This window comes from Acetivibrio clariflavus DSM 19732, from assembly GCF_000237085.1.
GTDB classification, from domain to species: Bacteria; Bacillota; Clostridia; order Acetivibrionales; family Acetivibrionaceae; genus Acetivibrio; species Acetivibrio clariflavus.
Map to the genome: position 1 here is coordinate 322,341 of NC_016627.1, position 18,291 is coordinate 340,631.

The following is an 18,291-nucleotide window of genomic DNA, read 5'->3' on the forward strand; positions in this document are numbered from 1 at the left end:
ATCTATTAATATAAAGTTGGATTTTAAATATACAGCTATATAAAAATAACCGTTAGGAGAAATGGATATGAAAAGGTTTTACAGAACAGTGGCTTTAACCTTGCTGTTATCGTTAATTGTACAGAATATTCAGAATATAAAGGTATTGGCCTACACCGGTCCGTTTCAGGCGCCTCCGTCGCCAACGCTGAAAGTTGATGAGTTAACGGGGGGTGTACTTGATATTGGATATGATGAGTATGATAAATACTATGTAGGCTTGAAGTGGAATACAGTATTCGATGCCGGTGCTGCAGGTTATTTGAATTTATATCTCCAGGAGGTGCCAAAAGGATATAGGACTGCTACTGCACGTACTTTAAAGGAACGCGGCATCCCGGAAACAAGTAATCCTCATAAAGTTAAGGATTTAAAGTCGGGAACCATATACTATATGGATATGACTGCCTATCAAGTATACTTCGACCCTAGTGGAGAGGTAGCATATACAAGCCCTGAGTCTTCACCGTCAAATAGAGTGAAGGTGCTTACTGATATTGAGATTGCGGCCTACTCCTATGGAACCAATCAGATTAAGATAGAATGGGACGATGTCTGGGATACAGGAGGCAGAATAGGCTACAAACTTTATATATCAGAAAATGCAGCCTTTTCAAATACTCAGCCCATCTTTATCGGAAATGCGCAGATAGGAGAAGGCAAAGCCGTTACTGTAAATGAAAAAACCGGGAAGCTTGAATATATTCATACAGTGAGAGATCCGGGCAGGGTTTATTACGTTAGGATTGAACCGGATATATCCAATGATGAAGTAAAGAGAACAAAGTATACCAAGACGGTACAAGCTTGCAGTTTTATATTGGTTAAAACGTCTAAAGTATCAAGCACTAACGACGGTATAGTGTGGAAATTGGAATGGAGTCCAGTTGTTACAGGGCTTAGCGATAGCAATATAAAAATTTCTTACCATATATACAGAGGAATAATAGGTTCCAGTTCTTTAGCACAGTATATGGCAGCTGTGGACGGGAGGGAATTTTTTGTTACCGTCCCGCCGGGAAAAGACCAATACTATTTTATAATAAGGGCTATTGTAACCAGAAATGGTGAGGATGTTTACAAAGGAATAAGAATTGAATCGGATCAAATTATTTTAATGGAGCATGAGACACCCTCGCGGCCTACCACGCCGGAAATAGTAGACTTTTTTGAAAGGGTTGGAGGGGACAGAATAATAAGTTATGATGATGAGTTGACTCCAAGGAGTGCCACAATACTGTGGAGACTTCCTTTAAAAGGCAATGGTGAAATTGACAGCGATGTTACCTATGATATATGGTTGGTAACAGACCCGGGCACATTGGATAATCCTTCCGACAATCAGAAAATTGCAACAGATTTAAAGGTGGGCAATAACAATTATGTAAATGATGGAGATACTCTAATAGGATATAAATATAAAATAGACGGACTTAATCCGAATTCCACCTACTACATGAAAATGGTTGCAAAGAAAAAATTCCTTGATACTGTGGACGGCGTTTTGCAAAGTGTCACATACTATTCCGATCCTGCGTTTAAGATAATAATTACTCCCATAGACGGTGATATAAATCAACCGGTAGTACCTGCAAGGCCTCCCGTTAAAATAAAAGAGTATAGTCAGGGCAAGTATTCAATTACGGAAAATTCCGTTACAATACAGGTTAAAAACCTCTGGTATGAGAAGTTTAACTTTGAAACTAACAAATGGGAATACATCAGGAGTGAAAAGTTAAATGAGAATGATGTGCCTCCTTTTGATCCTAAAACTACTGTAGTGGATGATGTTTACTATAGAAAAGTAGCCTATGATTCCGGGGTTACTTTGGAGGTTGGTTGTATTGAGTATGTCGAGGGAATGGATTATGAGGAATTGAAAAAACTGGTGCCGAACAAGGTAACCAATTTTCCTGTTACACCCAATGATCCCAATGAAAATCCAAATCTCAACCCTGACGGAAATTATCACAATGTCGATATAACATTGACAGATCTTGAACCAAATACTACCTACGTGGTATGGGTAAGGGCTGCAAGGCGGAGTTTAAATCTTGTTTCCGGTCCATCGGATCCCATTGTGTTTACCACTCTGCCGATTATTGAAACTCCAGCGGAAAAACCCGTTGTTCCGTATTTTAATTACAGCTTTGCCAGTGACACATATATTGATTTGGGATGGGATTTTGTACCTGGGTATAATTATTACCTGAAATATGGAATAGAGGATAATCCCAACACTGCTTCAAACCAAATAACTATTACAGCCCAGGAACTTAAAAACAACACCTACTATAGAGTGGAAGGATTGAAACAGGATACGTTGTATTATTTCTGGATTCAGGCAGAAGCGATTAGCGCTGACGGAGTGAGCAACAAGTCAGACTGGAGTGACTCCTATTCTGTAAGGACCTTGAAATATATTCCTCCGGAAACGCCGAAAGGGTTTGGGGTGAAAAACTCAGATGATGCCATAACAAAAAATAGCATAACTTATGAGTGGATGATGGAAGAAAATTTACAGTATATACTTGAAATTTCAAAGGATATTGATTACAAGGATTTAACGGAGTATGCAGTGGGTAACAATTCGGAATATACAGTTAGCGGACTGTTGTCAAATCACAGGTATTATGCAAGGTTATATGCCTATGATCCTGTTAAAAACCTGCGTTCACAGCCAACGCAAAGCATAACGGTGAGAACGTTAAGAAGTGATGACGATTTCGATTCGAATGAGGATATTGAAGATGTGATAACTGGAGAATTTGTGGAAAAAGGAACAAAAATAGTTAACAATACCTGGAATATAAAAATTGTCGGTGTCAATGCAGATCGTTTTGTACAGCATGTTTTAACCGATAATAAACTGGATTATGTATTGGATGTTACAAATCCGCCTTCAGCCTGTGAGGTTATAAGCATTGTAATATCGGATAAGGTTTTCAAGGCATTGACGTTGATTGGTGAAAATCTGATAATTAAAACGCAGAAGGTGAATCTGATTATAAGGCCGGGAGTTTTGACTACCGATAATAGCAACCCGCTGGTTAAAAAAGCTTCGGGAGTGGACTATGAAATAGCTATTTCATTATCTAAAACAACCGGAATTGATGTTAAAAATATGACTGTCAAGTTGGAAACCGGTAATTATAAAATCAGTGCTTTTGAGGGTGCAAATAAAGTTCCTCTGAACCAGGTTTTGAAACCTTTAAAGTTTGTTGTAACGTACAATGATGAAGATTGGTACATTAATGGTAAGACATCGGGTTTTGTACTTGATTCTTCTACTTCAACGTGGACACGGGCAAGTACTTCAGCGGTATATAATAGAGATATCGGCCAGGGCAAATTAACCTTTGAGTCGTTAAAACCCGGAGAAACTGTGGTGGCACAATTTGGCAATGATTATTTTGACGATATATATTATCATTATTATGAGACTGTGATAAACAATGTAGCATCGGTTCACGAGATTAAAAGCGTACCCGGCAGATTGTTTGCTCCGGACCTGAATGCTACTTTAGGTGATAGTGTCAAACTGATGTTTGATGTTCTGGATTATCGATATGGAAACACTTATATGGAAGAGGCATTTAAAGCCGGTTTGATAAATTATAACGAGATATATGCGGTTTCAAGGAACTGTACTGTTTCAAAAGCTTATTCCATGATAGTAAGACTATTCGAACTAAAAACCGGTACGACACTCAGCAGCGAAAAGAAATCGAATTTCATAAGCAGCAATGGATTTACGGTTATACGTGATGGAAGACCTGCCTCAGAGGATAGTGTTATCAATAGAGGAGAATTAATGTACCTTATAGAAAAATTGCTTGTATTTATAGGTGAGATTGATTGATGTTTGAAAATTATATAAAAAAATAGTCATTTGGAAATAAAAATAAATCCAAAAAAGAAGGATTTGGGGTATGCAGTGATGAATATAAATAAAGTAGCAGTTTACATAATAGTGATTTGTAGCATGATTTTCTTAAATGTAAATTTTTCCTCTGCCCACGGACTTAATTATGAAATTGAGCGATTAGGGAACAATAAAGAAAGAGTTATATTGAAATGGAGCAATGAAGAAGAAAAAAAAGGATTTGCTCTTGTATATCACTATTTTGCTAATGGCAAAACTTTGCATATCGGATATGAACTTAAAGAAGGATATCCTACTGAAGCATATTTGGATTATGACTTAAATAGTGTTTTGTATCCTATAAGAGTTAATTTGCATGAAGTTGGAAAAAACGATGATACACCCTTTACTGACATTAACGGTTTGGAAACTGAAGAATATATAAGGCATTTGCATGATGTAGGAATTATAAATGGTTTTCCGGATGGTGCTTTTTTACCGGAAAACCCTATCAGTAGGGCAGAGTTTGTGGTAATAATGGTTAAGGCATTAGGGATTGAAGGTAAAAGCAGGAACATCAAAGGTTTTGTTGATATAGACAGGCATTGGGCAAGGGATTACATTCTTTTGGCAGCCGATAACGGGTTAATTTCAGGCTATGAGGACGGTACTGTAAGGCCAGATAAACCTATAACCGTAGCAGAAGTCAGTTCGATTTTGGCAAGATCGTTTTCTTTTAAGACAACGAAGAATGGTATATATTCTAAAGTTAGACAAGACAAATGGTACAGTGCTGCTGTGAAAAAGATGTTTGATGTCGGAATACTTAATACTAAAGACAGTATTTACAATTTTTTTGATGAGGAGAGCAATATCAGCAGAGCAAACTGTGCAATGATGATTAGCAGAGCTATTTCGACGTATTGATAAAAAATAAAATTTCATAGAAACTTTTTAGCATAGGAAAATACTTTTTTAAAAATTTATATTTTATGTTCATTTTATTCAGGTTATTCAGAAAAGTCCTATGCCTTAAAATATTGCATGTATATCCCTCAGCCGATAAGGCAATAATTTAAAGTGAGTTCAGTAGACAGAGAAATTTATAACTGGCGTATTTGTTCTTATCAAGGGGGATACATGTGATTGTAAAATTAAGTAAATATTTCATTTTGTTTATGTTTTTAATAATGCTATTTACAATATTGTATGGAGGAATATACTATAGATGGGGAGATAATTCGGTCCTCCAAAATGCTTTTTTGAGTTCAGGTGCTAAATTTGTAAATAGTGAAGTTTATGTGTGGTCTAATATGGATGAACATAATCAAGATATGGAAAAGCTGTTGAAATTGGCTGATCAACTTGAGATGGACTTAAGTGTAGTAAAAAACAATACTTATACAAAGCAATATGTTAAAGAGCATTCTTTTGATAAGCTAGAGATAAAGGGGATTTGCGCTGATGGAAAAAGAGTTGATATAGCCGCTCAGCAGTGCAAAGATAATTCACAAAAAAGCAATATATCAGTTAATGTAATTAACAGAATGGGTGCGCTGGATATAAATGATACAGTTAATGCAATTAAAGAAAGGTTTAAAAGTTTAAAACTGAAGCCAAAGATTAATACTTGTATTATCGGTTGTTTTGATGGTAAGCTAGACTATGAAGAAATGAACAGAATTAGCGAAAATATACTTAAATGTGCAAAAGCAAAAAAGATTGAGAGCTTATATGACAACAATTTAATTAGTATATCAGCCTATTCACCTTGTATAGACAATAATATTGAGGTGAAGGGCAAAAGAATAAATATAAATATAGCATTAAGATATAATGCTTATGAAGATAAGACTTACATATGGCTTGCGACACCGGTAATTGCTATTGAATACTAGGTTTTTCGGTATTCTGAACTGCAAGGAAGCACATACAAAAGATAAATATATGATGAAAGGAAGAATTAACGTGCCCAAATTGATTGTTTCCGAATCGAAACCACTGAAAGGAACTGTAAGAGTAAGTGGTGCAAAGAATTCTGTATTGCCAATATTAGCTGCATCTTTGTTAGGGGACAGAGAGAGTATTATCGAAGAAATTCCTTATTTATCTGATGTAAAAATTATGTGTGATTTACTCAAATCATTTGGGGCAAAAGTTGAATTTTCGGATAATAAGACAAAATTGAGAATAGATTCGAATTCAATAAATAATGCTATAGCACCCTATGAACTTGTAAATAAAATGAGGGCATCTATTTTAGTAATGGGTCCGCTTCTTGCAAAGATGGGAGTTGCTAAAATTTCACTTCCGGGCGGATGTGCTATAGGTTCAAGACCTGTTGATCTGCACCTCAAAGGATTTGCTGCAATGGGAGCAGAGATTACTCAAGATCATGGTTATATAGAAGCAAGAGTAAACGGCCGACTTAGAGGTAATAAAATTTACCTTGACTTTCCCAGCGTGGGAGCTACCGAAAATATAATGATGGCAGCAGTTCTTGCGGAAGGTCAAACCATAATTGAAAACGCTGCAATTGAACCGGAGATAGTTGATTTGGCCACCTATTTGACTACTATGGGTGCTGATATTAAAGGAGCCGGGACTGATACAATAAAAATAAACGGTGTTGATTCACTAAAAGGTGCGACTCATGCGGTTATTCCTGACAGAATTGAAGCCGGCACCTTTATGGTTGCAGCAGCTATAACAGCTGGGGATGTAAGGATTGAAAACGTGGTTCCTGATCATCTGAAACCTATAACAGCTAAACTTAGAGAAGCAGGAGTCGAAGTATCGGAAGAACTTTCAAGCATACATGTCAAGTCTGACGGAAATATAAAGCCAATAGATATAAAAACCCATCCCTATCCGGGATTTCCTACAGATATGCAGTCGCAAATGACTTCACTTATGACCAGGGCCGAAGGCACCAGTATGGTTATAGAAACTATATTTGAAAATAGATTTATGCATCTTGCGGAACTGAAGCGTATGGGTGCAAATGTAAAGATTGAAGGAAGAAGTGCAATTATCGAGGGAAGATGTAAATTGACCGGTGCGAGGGTTAAAGCTACCGACTTGAGAGCCGGGGCAGCGTTAATATTGGCGGGACTCACGGCAGAAGGTATTACGGAAATAACCGATATTGAACATATTGAAAGAGGTTACGTTAACATACATGAAAAACTTAATCAACTGGGAGCTGATATCAAAAGGGTTGAAGAAGATTTAAATTGATATATTGCCGAAATAAAGCATTAATCAATTGTTATAAGAAAGCGGTTTAAGTCTCTTAAAAGGCTTAAGCTGCTTTTTTATTCGTCATTATTAAATATTTAAAAGTCGAAAAACAAAGTTGACTGCGGAACAAAACTTTATGGTTAAAGAATAATTCAAGTGTATTCAATCATATCTATAAAAATAAAAACTTTGATTTTAAATTTATTGCTATTCCTAAGAAAAAAGCGAGAATGGGGATAACTATGAGAAAAATAATTTATTACATATTGATTATGATTATAGTTATGATAGTTCTTCCAATGATAATTGTGGGTGGAGGGAATACCGTTATTGAAGAGGTCAAACCGAAGGAAAAAGCGGAAAAAGAAGATATAAAGATAAAAGTGTATATAAAAGACCAGGATAAAGTTGAAGAAATGTTGCTAGAGGATTATGTAAAGGAAGTTGTTGCAGCAGAGATGCCGGTAGAGTTTGAGATTGAAGCATTGAAAGCACAAGCAGTAGCTGCAAGAACCTTTGGAGTGAGTAGAATTATGAATTTATATCCTGCCAAGGAAGACATCCATAAAGGTGCACATGTATGTACCGACTCGACCCATTGTCAGGCATGGATGGATAAGTCGGATAGAATAAAAAAATGGAATTCTGTGAGTGCAGATAGAAATTGGGAAAAGATTGAGAACGCAGTCAAGGAAACGAAAGATATTATAATATTATACGATAATAAACCCATTAACCCGCTGTTTCATGCCAATGGCGGAGGGAGAACCGAAAATTGCGAAGATGTATGGGAAGGAGTAGAAGTTCCATATCTGAAAAGTGTAAATAGCGATGGAGATGAAGAAGACCCCGGATATAAGGTTGTTACTGCTTTTAAAGAGGAAGATATAATTGATAGTATAAAAAGCGAGTATCCTGATATTTTGCTCAATGAAGATGATTTGTTAAGTAACTTTAGTGTTTTGGAGCTTTCGGATGGGGGAAGAGTAAAGAAGATTAAAGTAGGGAATATTGAATTAAAGGGAACAGATTTGAGAAAACTCCTTTCCCTTAGGTCGACAAATTTTAAAATTGAAAAGGGAAAGGATAATGAACTGAATATTACTACAATAGGATATGGGCATGGAGTTGGTATGAGCCAGTATGGTGCAAATTACCTTGCCAAAAATGGAGGTACTTTTGAAGAAATTTTAAAACATTATTATAAAGGCGTGACATTAGCGCCATTTAATAAAGATGATTTATTGAATAAAACCGATAATGAAACAGGACAATAAAGAAATTTTATACCTCTATGTATATTGTTGCCAGATACGGTAACAATAATATATGGAGGTGGAAAAAGTGAGTTTTAAAAAGTTATTTCCGGAAAGAAAAAAGACACAAAAAAAGGTTTTAGAGTTTTTGGATAGAAAGGGTTTTTACATTATACTGACAGTATGTATTGCAATTATGGGAGTATCTGCAGCATTAATAACTTCAAAGAATATCTCATCATCTAAAAATTACGCCGATGATGGGATAGCAATCGACGATTTGGCAGATGATATTTTGAGTGATGAAAGTAGTATCAGCAGTGCTTTAGTACCTTCAGATTTAGAAGTGATTAACAAGACTCAAACTGAAGAATCTAAGCAAACAAGTAACTCAGCATCTAACGCGACACCGGACAAGAAAGATTCAAAAGCTACACCTGAACCGAATAAGGCAAATACATCAAAAGAACCTGCAAAAACTGCCGGGCCATCAAATAGCAACAGTAATTCGAAAAAAACATCAGCTAACACGGCAGAAGAAAAGACAGTTAGTACAGCAGACAACAAGAAATTTTCAATGCCTGTATTTGGAGAAATATCCTTCGAGTATGCTCAAGACAGGTTGGTATATTCGAAAACTCTTAATGAGTGGAGAGCACATCCCGGTATAGATATAAAAGCAGATAGAGGAACACCTGTAAAAGTAGTAGCGGATGGAGTTGTTACGGAAATTAAAAACGATCCAAGACTCGGAGTAACGATAATTGTTGACCACTTAAACGGTATAAAAACGGTTTATGCAAATTTAGCAAAGGGTGATATGGTAACACCTAATCAAAAGGTAAAACAAGGTGAAGTTATAGGGGCTGTTGGAAATACTGCAAGTTTTGAGTCTGCAGAACCACCACATCTCCATTTCGAAGTACTTAAAAACAATAAAAATGTTGATCCGTCTGATTATTTGCCAAAGAAGGCAGAATAGTAATGATTATCTGCCAAAGGAGGCAGAGCAGAAATTAAACTTCGGAAGTGCGAAGTTAGGGAAAGGGGCTGTTGCACTAAGAAAATTAGTGTAACAGTCCTTTTGTGTCTAAAAAGCAAATTCCGGACTTCGAAAAGTCCGGAATTTGGTGTAAAATGTATTTATGCCACTAAATAATTTAACACATAAAGATTATACCATTCGCGGTGATTTCTATCAATTAAAATTACCGTTAAATATTGAGTACATGATACCTAATGATGATTCTGTCAGGTTGCTGGGTCAGATAGTGGAGGAGATGGATTTAACAGAATTATATAAGACCTATTCCCGTATAAGGAAAAAACAAGCAACCCCAACACAGATGCTGAAGGTCATGCTCTACGGATATATGAATAATTGTTATACTACTCGAAAAATTGAAAGTGCTTGTAAGAGAGATATCAACTTTATGTACCTTCTTGAAGGGTCTCCTGCTCCAGATTATACAACAATAGCGAGATTTCGGAGCCTTCATTTTGCACCTGTTTCAGAAAATCTTATGGCACAATTTACTGAAATACTTGCTGAATGTGGAGAACTTTCAATGAAGAATCTTTTTGTTGATGGGACAAAAATTGAAGCTTCTTCAAACAAATATACTTTTGTCTGGAAAGGTTCTGTTACTAAAAATCAGCGAAAACTTATGGATAAGATTCCTGCATTTTTTAAGAAAGCAGAAGAAGATTACGGATTTAAAATTGTATATGGAGATAAAATCAAAATGTATCATCTAAAAAAGCTTAGGCGTAAACTATGCAAAATAAAAAAGGATGAAGATATCGAATTTGTCTATGGAATAGGAAAAAGAAAATCTCCTCTCCAAAAAACATTGGAACAGCTGGATGAATACATATCAAGACTTAAGAAATATAATAAGCATTTACATACCATGGGAGAAAGAAATAGTTTTTCAAAAACAGACCCTGATGCAACCTTCATGAGAATGAAAGAAGATGCTATGAAGAATGGGCAATTAAAACCTGGTTACAATATTCAGTTTGGAGTAGATGCTGAATACATAGTATGGATAAGTGCTGGTCCTCAGCCTACAGATACAACCACTCTAATACCATTCTTAAACAGTATCAAAAGTCATTTGAGGTATACTTACAAAAATATAGTTGCTGATTCAGGGTATGAAAGTGAGGAAAATTACGTTTATCTTGATGAAAACAACCAACGTGCCTTTATTAAACCATCCAATTATGAAATTAGTAGGACACGTAAGTATAAAGCAGATATTAGCATAAAGGAAAATATGATATATGACAAAGAAAAGGATATTTACATATGTAGTAACGGAAAAAGGCTTGTAGTAACAGGAATAAAGTTCAGTAAAAGCAAAACAGGATATATAAGTAAGAAAACCTGCTACACATGTGAAGATTGTAGTGAATGTACTTTCAAATCAAAATGCATTAAGAGAAACAGCAAAAAACCGCTGGAAGAACGGACTAAACGTCTTGAGGTATCTAAATTATTCCAGCAAAAACGTGAGGAAGCCTTAGAAAGAATCCTCAGTGAAGAAGGAATCGAACTCAGAATAAATCGGAGTATTCAGGTCGAAGGGGTTATTGGAGAAATAAAACAAGATATGGGATTCAGACGTTTCTTGTGTAGAGGCAAAAAGAACATCTTAGCAGAATGCATTCTTCTTGCTTTAGCACATAATGTAAACAAACTGCATAACAAAATTCAATCACAACGATGTGCCACGTATTTACATCCAATAAAGACAGCATAAACATAAAAAATATTTATTGTATAATTAGCGAAGTGTGTGTCGTTTATTTAGTATACCCTTTTTTCAGGATCAACAAATAAAAGACAACGTTTTAAGGATAAAATATATTAATTTTAAATAAAAAGGGGCTATTGCATTACGATTACTAATCTGTAATGCAACAGCCCCTTTTTTAATTATGGTTTGATTAATTCGATATAAATAGTATTAGTATCAGAAGAATGTAGGAAGTAATCCTTAAAAATGTTTTTTAATCGATAAACTTATAATATACACAACGAATTTTTGGATTACATTATGGTTATGTTCTTTATTTTTTTAATTTGTTACGACAAAACATTTTATGTGTAAATTCTCCAAAAACAGGGTTAATTATACAATAGTTGGCTTTTATTGACAATTCCCGCGTGTTTTTATAAAATTATATTGAAAGAGCTGTTTTGGGTATAGTTTACATAATATTCGCAGTGCCAAGCCAAAAACATTGTATATAAATATAGTTCACGCTATAGATGACGATGATGTGATGATTGATTTTAAAATGCAAAGAATTATTTTTTTCGTCAATATAAGCGAAAGGTACCTTTTTTGATTGGCTCTTGCACATCGGTGGGTTATGAGACAGCTTAAGTTTTATTAAAAAAATCAAAGGAGGTAGAAAAAATGCAAATGAAAAAATGTAATGCGCTTATAGGGCGTTTTTTGTTTATCGGCATGGTTTTAGTTTCTGCCGTTCTGACGCCTATTAACTTTGGACGAGTTGAGGCTTCAGCCAAAAGTGGTGAAATAGGTAGCATGATACTGGGTGATGTAAATAATGATGGAGATGTCAACAGCATTGACTTTGCATATATGAAAATGAATTTACTGGGTATAAAAGGAAGTTTACTTAACGACGAAAATATTTTTGTAGCTGACCTTAATGGGGATGGGAAATTTGACAGCATAGATTTGGCCATTATGAAGGGATATTTGCTTGGAAAAATAAAAGAATTTCCTATAGGACAAAGTATCGTCACACCGATGCCGGCTGTGCCTACTCCTAAGCCGACAGTTTTGCCAAGTCCTACCAAGTCTTCGGGCAATGATGATTTTACAAATGATATTTCAAAAGCATCCTATTTAGTATCAGTGGGTGAAGAGGTGCGCGGAAAGATAGATTATGCAGGGGATGAAGACTACATGCTATTTATACCGCCTAATGACGGGCGATACAGGGTGGAGATATATACAAATGTCGAAACAAGTATAGCTTATTTATATACGGAAAAAATAGAAGGTCTAAAGTATTATTACAACAGTTTTGGTACATATACTTCAAAAGAGGGATATTATTATATTCAGGAAAACTTGACCGGAGGTACGAAATATGTCCTTGGCGTAAAAAATAGAAAAGATAAAGTTTCGTTAGATTCATATGTCATAAAAATTTCGAAGCTGAATTAATTTGTAAGTTTAAGAAATTCAAAAAGGATGGGTACTTGAATACCTGTCCTTTTTATATTATTCCAAGTCTGTCCACCGTAAAATATTTGAAGGTGTATTGTACCAAAAATTTTCATTGGGAGCTTTTAATATTATAACTTTACCTTCTTTAGGATCAGCCTGTATCCATTCATGGTTACCGATGTATGCCATAGTATGGATCCCATTGGCAGTTACCATAATGTCTCCTTCTTTCATCTCTCCATAGTCTAAAGTGTTAAGAGTCTGATTTGCCAGTATAAGAATAGTTTGGTTTTTGTAACCGTTCCCAAGTGCTTCGGCAGACAAGTCGTTAAACCATAGATTTAATCCTTTTCTTATATATTGAGGACTAAAATTAACAATACCGAGACGAATATAAGTATCTATAAGACCCCGCCTTACAAGACCCGAACAGTCAATGCCCAAAGAGGATTCACCGCCCCACAGGTATCTGGTACCCTCATATTTTTTTAGTGCTCTGACATATTCGGCTCTGATAGTCTCTTTGTCTATAGTAGGGCCATTAAGACTTAAAAAGAAAAATAGAATAGCCGGGAACAGGATTAGAACAAACTTAACGGTTTTGCTTTTACGGCTTAAAAATAAAGTATAAATCCATAGAAGGATTAGAGACGTTATCAGCATTAAATTTGTTGATTTTCTATTTATCGGATTTATAAACAGGAAAAATATAAAAACAACCAGAGCAGTAAAAACTAATATATGATGGCGTTTTGGAAATTTTTTCATACATTCTCACATCCTGACTTTTTTAGATACTGTTATCATTATATCCTATACTTTTCAACAAATAAATAGCATAGTGTAAAGCTTTTGACTTACTTCCTGAAGTGAGAAGTGAAATGAATAATTGTACTCATAAGGATTGCTTTCAGAGCATATATATTATTGAGGAAAAGGATAAATAGCCCAATATACCGGAAAGATAAAGCTTTTTGAGCATCAGAATAGTATGAGTAAGGGGGCATGGTCATTGAAGAGTTATATAGAAGAGAGGGCTATTGAGCTTGCCAATTACATTATTGAAAGCAAATCAACTGTTAGGGCGGCTGCAAAAAAATTCGGGATAAGTAAAAGTACTGTACATAAGGATGTAACTGACCGCCTGCTGCAGATAAACCCAACTCTGGCGGAAGCAGCAAAGGCGGTATTAGATACAAACAAAGCAGAAAGACACATTAGAGGTGGTTTAGCTACAAAAGCAAAATATAAAGGCCAGGCATAAAATAAAAGTCGGGTAACCGACTTTTATTTTTTGTGCAATTATATTCCGTTTATTCATAAATTTAATGGATAAATCAATTTTATAGCAATTACAAATTATGTGTGTAAATTTACCGGGATGGCTAAAATAAAGTTGAATATAAAAAATACAAAAATGTTAAAATATTAAGTTGCAATATTAAAATAATATGATAATATAGTTATGATATGTTGTACCTTTTCTATTCTATTGTAAAAAAATGTATCCTTGCTCATGCATAATTTAATAGGTTTTATCAATATGATTATTTGTCATGTTAATAAATAACCTTAGAACCGAGAAAGTAAGGCAATCAAAGTAATGTGAAAAGCAAATTTTTTTTGGCATTAAAAACTTAAAATTGGCAATGTAAATAGTATTACTATAGATAATTGAAAGGAAGATGCATTTTGTTTGGTATTGGTCAGGATATAGGTATTGATCTCGGAACTGCTTCCGTTCTGGTTTATATTAAAGGAAAAGGTATAGTATTAAGAGAACCATCTGTTGTAGCCATAGATAAGAATACTAACAAACTCCTTGCAGTGGGTGAAGAGGCAAGGAGGATGCTTGGAAGAACACCGGGTAATATTGTCGCAATAAGGCCTTTAAGAGACGGAGTTATTTCTGATTATGACATTACAGAGAGAATGTTAAAATATTTTATAAATAAAGTATGCGGAAACAATTTTCTCAAACTTGTGAGACCTAGAATTATTGTCTGTGTGCCAAGCGGTGTTACAGAAGTTGAGAAGAGGGCTGTTAAGGATGCAGCTATGCAGGCAGGAGCCAGGAAAACCTATCTCATAGAAGAACCTATAGCTGCAGCAATAGGTGCAGGAATTGACATTTCAAAAGCCTGTGGAAGCATGGTAATAGACATAGGTGGTGGAACTTCCGATATTGCAGTTATTTCTCTTGGCGGAACGGTTGTCAGCAGTTCCATAAAAGTAGCTGGAGACAAGTTTGATGAAGCAATTGTAAGGTATATGAGGAAAAAACACAATATAATGATAGGTGAACGTACTGCTGAAGAGCTTAAGATAAACATTGGTACAGTCTATCCGAGGGTACAGGAAGTGACAATGGATATTAGAGGAAGAAATCTTGTATCCGGTTTGCCAAAGACGATAACGGTAACGTCCAGCGAAATTATGGAGGCTCTTGAAGAACCTGTTTCAAGTATTGTTGAGACTGTTCATTCCGTTCTCGAAAGAACTCCTCCTGAACTTGCAGCTGATATAAGTGATAGAGGTATTGTTATGACAGGCGGTGGAAGCTTAATCTATGGTTTGGATAAACTAATTCAGGAGAAAACAGGTATCAATGTAATTGTTGCAGATGATGCTGTTTCTTGTGTTGCTTTAGGTACAGGTAAAGCACTGGAGAATATAGAAGTCTTGGAGCAAAGTGAAGCTTATGAGTTCAAGTCACGGCAAAGGTAAAAGTTTATATAGGATTTTTTTAGGGACTGTCTCAAAATAGAATTTTGAGATAGTCCCTTTTTAGTGTTAAGTTGATAACAAAATAGTACGATATATAATACGAGGCAAAAATCACAATTGGAATTCGGGTGAATAGATATGATTAGAGCATTATATACTTCCGGATGGAGTATGCGAGCCAACAATAAACAAATGGATATAATAGCCAACAATCTGGCGAATGTCAGTACAAATGGCTATAAGAGGGATACTGTTGTTTATGAGAGTTTTCCTGAAGTCATGGTGAGGAGAATTAATGATACCCGAAGTACGTTAAATCCATCGGGAAGGGTTGGAAATGTGAATTTTGGTAATGACATTGGAGAAGTATTTACTTATTTTACCGGTGGAAGTCTTAATAAGACAGACAATTCATTGGATTTGGCGATTGGAGGATCTGATTCTGCATTTTTTGCCATAGGAGTTCCAAACGCAAATGGAGAAATTACAGAGTATTATACCCGGGATGGAAGTTTTACCTTGAATTCTGAAAACCAGCTTGTTACAAGTGAAGGGTATTTTGTAATGGGAATGAATGGACCTATAACGTTAGAAGGTGAAAACTTCACTGTTTTAGGTGACGGTACCATAATACAGAATGAACAAGTGGTGGATAGACTCCTCATAAGGGAATTTACTGATACTACTACACTGAGAAAGTATGGGGAAAACCTTATCCAAGTTACCGATCAAACACAGGAAAGAGAGTTTACGGGAGTTGTAAAACAGGGTTACATAGAGCAATCAAACGTTGATGCTGTTAATGAGATGATTAACATGATCACAGTAATGCGTGCTTATGAAGCTAACCAAAAAATCATACAAGCGCTGGATGGAACCCTTGAAAAAGCAGTAAACGAAGTTGGTGCAGTGAGATAAAAGAGCATTGATTGACATATTAATTCTATAAATTTTCGCTTAATTAGCAGTATAGAAATGCTAAAAATGGAGGTTAAATAATTATGATGAGAGCACTTTGGACCGCAGGTTCAGGTATGAAAGCCCAACAGTTCAGCGTAGATGTGATATCAAACAATCTCTCGAATGTAAATACAACTGCTTATAAAAAAGAAAGAGCGGAATTTAAAGATATGCTCTATGAGACCCTTAATAGGGCTACAATTTTGGAGGGTGAAGGAAGACCTGTAAATCTCCAGGTGGGACATGGGGCATCTGTTGTAGCTACTGTTAAGAATTTTGAAACCGGAAGTTTTGAAAAAACCGATAATCCTCTTGACTTCGCAATTGATGGCGATGGATTTTTTGTGGTGCTGGGGCCTAGAGGGGATTTGGCATATACTCGTGACGGCAGTTTTAAATTGAGTGTAACAGAAGATGGGAATATGCTTACTACCTCTGACGGTTATCCCGTATTAGATGGAGAGGGTTCAGAAATATATCTCGATTTTGACCTTTCCAAATTAATTGTATCCGATTCCGGAGAACTGTCCTATACCGATGAAAATGGAGAAGTGGTTTCTTTAGGACAGAGAATCGGTATTGTAAAATTCGCTAACAGACAGGGACTTGAGAGCATCGGAAATAATTTATATATGAGCACCGCTGCTTCAGGAGAGGCAATTCCCGATGAGGAAATGGGAAGATTAAGCACTGTGAAGCAGTATTTTATTGAAGCTTCAAATGTTCAGGTTGTTGAAGAAATGGTTAAGCTTATAATAGCGCAAAGAGCTTATGAAATAAATTCAAAAGCAGTACAAACAGCAGATGATATGCTCGGTATTGCAAACAATCTTAAGAGGTAGGCTTTTTTACTGGAAATAAACTAGGGATGTGATTTACAATATGGATATACCGAAAATAAATAACATGTATGTTGAAAATTCTGTAAATCTTACAAGAAACACAGTTAGTGATACCAGTTTTGAGGAAAATTTAAGAAGCGCCATGGAAAAGAAGGATGATAAAGCGCTTAAAGAGGCCTGTACTCAATTTGAAGGGATTCTCCTGCAAATAATGTATAAACAGATGAAGGCCACTGTACCAAAATCATCACTCTTTCCTAAAGATAGCGGTACGGAATTTTTTGAAAGCATGCTGGACGATAAACTGGTGGAAAATGCGTCAAAAACCAATAGTTTAGGATTGGCTGACTTGTTGTACAAACAGCTTTCGAAGCAGATGAGGTCTGATAATTCTGTTCCCAAAAAGGACTGAAAACTTGATTGTGAAGGGTAGAAATGAATTTTAATTGGAAAATGTATTTATTGGGTTAAATGTGTCCCTGCCGGTTGTTATGGCTTTGGGACACTTATTATTTTATTTGTATCTTAGTACTCCTGACATGAAGATACACGGTTAAAATCTTGTATTGACAATTTAGTGGCAATAATGGAGAATAATTTTTAGGTGATTGCCGGAAATGACCAAAATGACAAATAAAATGTTTGCTTAGGGGGCGCTGAAATGTTAAATAATGTTGATATTCAGAAAATTATTCCGCACAGGTATCCATTTTTGTTAGTAGATAAGATATTGGAAGTAGAACCGGGTAAAAGGGCGGTTGGAATTAAAAATGTAACGGCAAACGAGCCCTTTTTTCAGGGACATTTTCCCGGGAACCCCATCATGCCCGGAGTTCTGATAGTTGAGGCTCTTGCACAGACTGCCTGTGTGGCAGGACTTTTGATGGAAGAGAACAAAGGAAAATTAGGCGTATTTACGGGTTTTGAAAAGATAAAGTTCAGAAAGCAGGTTGTACCTGGGGATACCCTAAAACTTGAAGCGGATATTCTAACTTTAAAAATGGGAATGGGCAAGGTAAAAGTTGTAGCTACTGTTGATGGCCAAGTAGCCTGCGAAGGTGAAATAAGGTTTGCAATGATTGATGCTTCTAAATAATGAAAAACTATATTGCAGTACTTAAAGATAAATAATGTTATCAAAT

General features: G+C 35.7%; 15 protein-coding genes. 14 read left to right on the forward strand and 1 reads right to left on the reverse strand.

What is annotated here, in order from left to right; translation table 11 throughout:
• Nucleotides 1–67 precede the first annotated feature (67 nt).
• The 8 genes from CLOCL_RS01480 (at nt 68) to CLOCL_RS20805 (ending at nt 12,617) form a co-directional block, all read left to right on the forward strand.
• Nucleotides 68–3,901 carry a fibronectin type III domain-containing protein gene (locus CLOCL_RS01480; protein ID WP_014253677.1) on the forward strand — a complete coding sequence of 1,278 codons (3,834 nt, stop codon included), beginning with the start codon at nt 68–70 and terminating at the stop codon, nt 3,899–3,901.
• A 78-nt stretch (nt 3,902–3,979) separates the two neighbouring features.
• Nucleotides 3,980–4,831, forward strand: a complete 852-nt coding sequence (locus tag CLOCL_RS01485) for an S-layer homology domain-containing protein (RefSeq protein WP_027622419.1) — start codon at nt 3,980–3,982, stop codon at nt 4,829–4,831.
• A gap of 215 nt (nt 4,832–5,046) precedes the next feature.
• Complete coding sequence (locus CLOCL_RS01490; protein ID WP_014253679.1) at nt 5,047–5,802, forward strand: YwmB family TATA-box binding protein; 756 nt, start codon at nt 5,047–5,049, stop codon at nt 5,800–5,802.
• Nucleotides 5,803–5,872: 70 nt separating this feature from the next.
• The gene (murA, locus tag CLOCL_RS01495; RefSeq protein WP_014253680.1) at nt 5,873–7,144 is read left to right on the forward strand and encodes a UDP-N-acetylglucosamine 1-carboxyvinyltransferase; all 1,272 of its coding nucleotides are present in this window, start codon (nt 5,873–5,875) and stop codon (nt 7,142–7,144) included.
• Nucleotides 7,145–7,389: 245 nt separating this feature from the next.
• The gene (gene spoIID, locus CLOCL_RS01500; protein WP_041714846.1) at nt 7,390–8,424 is read left to right on the forward strand and encodes a stage II sporulation protein D; all 1,035 of its coding nucleotides are present in this window, start codon (nt 7,390–7,392) and stop codon (nt 8,422–8,424) included.
• Nucleotides 8,425–8,491: 67 nt separating this feature from the next.
• On the forward strand, nt 8,492–9,385 hold the full coding sequence (locus CLOCL_RS01505; RefSeq protein ID WP_014253682.1) for a M23 family metallopeptidase: 894 nt from the start codon (nt 8,492–8,494) through the stop codon (nt 9,383–9,385).
• A gap of 163 nt (nt 9,386–9,548) precedes the next feature.
• Complete coding sequence (locus tag CLOCL_RS01510; RefSeq protein ID WP_014253683.1) at nt 9,549–11,171, forward strand: IS1182 family transposase; 1,623 nt, start codon at nt 9,549–9,551, stop codon at nt 11,169–11,171.
• A gap of 663 nt (nt 11,172–11,834) precedes the next feature.
• Nucleotides 11,835–12,617, forward strand: a complete 783-nt coding sequence (locus CLOCL_RS20805) for a dockerin type I repeat-containing protein (protein WP_014253684.1) — start codon at nt 11,835–11,837, stop codon at nt 12,615–12,617.
• 57 nt (nt 12,618–12,674) lie between these two features.
• Here CLOCL_RS20805 and CLOCL_RS01520 read toward each other — a convergent pair whose 3' ends face one another.
• Entirely contained in the window at nt 12,675–13,388 is a 714-nt protein-coding gene (locus tag CLOCL_RS01520) for an NlpC/P60 family protein (RefSeq protein WP_014253685.1), read from the reverse strand.
• A 244-nt stretch (nt 13,389–13,632) separates the two neighbouring features.
• Here CLOCL_RS01520 and spoIIID point away from each other — a divergent pair, with 244 nt between their 5' ends.
• The 6 genes from spoIIID to fabZ all read left to right on the forward strand — a co-directional run bounded on the left by spoIIID (nt 13,633) and on the right by fabZ (nt 18,245).
• Nucleotides 13,633–13,884: a sporulation transcriptional regulator SpoIIID gene (gene spoIIID, locus CLOCL_RS01525; protein ID WP_014253686.1), complete on the forward strand. Its 252-nt coding sequence runs from the start codon at nt 13,633–13,635 to the stop codon at nt 13,882–13,884.
• A gap of 428 nt (nt 13,885–14,312) precedes the next feature.
• Nucleotides 14,313–15,347, forward strand: coding sequence for a rod shape-determining protein (gene mreB, locus CLOCL_RS01530; protein WP_014253687.1), 1,035 nt, complete (start codon nt 14,313–14,315; stop codon nt 15,345–15,347).
• Between the two features lie 138 nt (nt 15,348–15,485).
• Nucleotides 15,486–16,265, forward strand: coding sequence for a flagellar hook-basal body protein (locus CLOCL_RS01535; RefSeq protein WP_014253688.1), 780 nt, complete (start codon nt 15,486–15,488; stop codon nt 16,263–16,265).
• 83 nt (nt 16,266–16,348) lie between these two features.
• Entirely contained in the window at nt 16,349–17,149 is an 801-nt protein-coding gene (gene flgG, locus CLOCL_RS01540) for a flagellar basal-body rod protein FlgG (protein WP_014253689.1), read from the forward strand.
• Between the two features lie 40 nt (nt 17,150–17,189).
• Nucleotides 17,190–17,561, forward strand: a complete 372-nt coding sequence (locus CLOCL_RS01545; RefSeq protein ID WP_014253690.1) for a rod-binding protein — start codon at nt 17,190–17,192, stop codon at nt 17,559–17,561.
• Nucleotides 17,562–17,810: 249 nt separating this feature from the next.
• On the forward strand, nt 17,811–18,245 hold the full coding sequence (fabZ, locus tag CLOCL_RS01550) for a 3-hydroxyacyl-ACP dehydratase FabZ (RefSeq protein ID WP_014253691.1): 435 nt from the start codon (nt 17,811–17,813) through the stop codon (nt 18,243–18,245).
• The last annotated feature ends 46 nt before the right edge of the window (nt 18,246–18,291 follow it).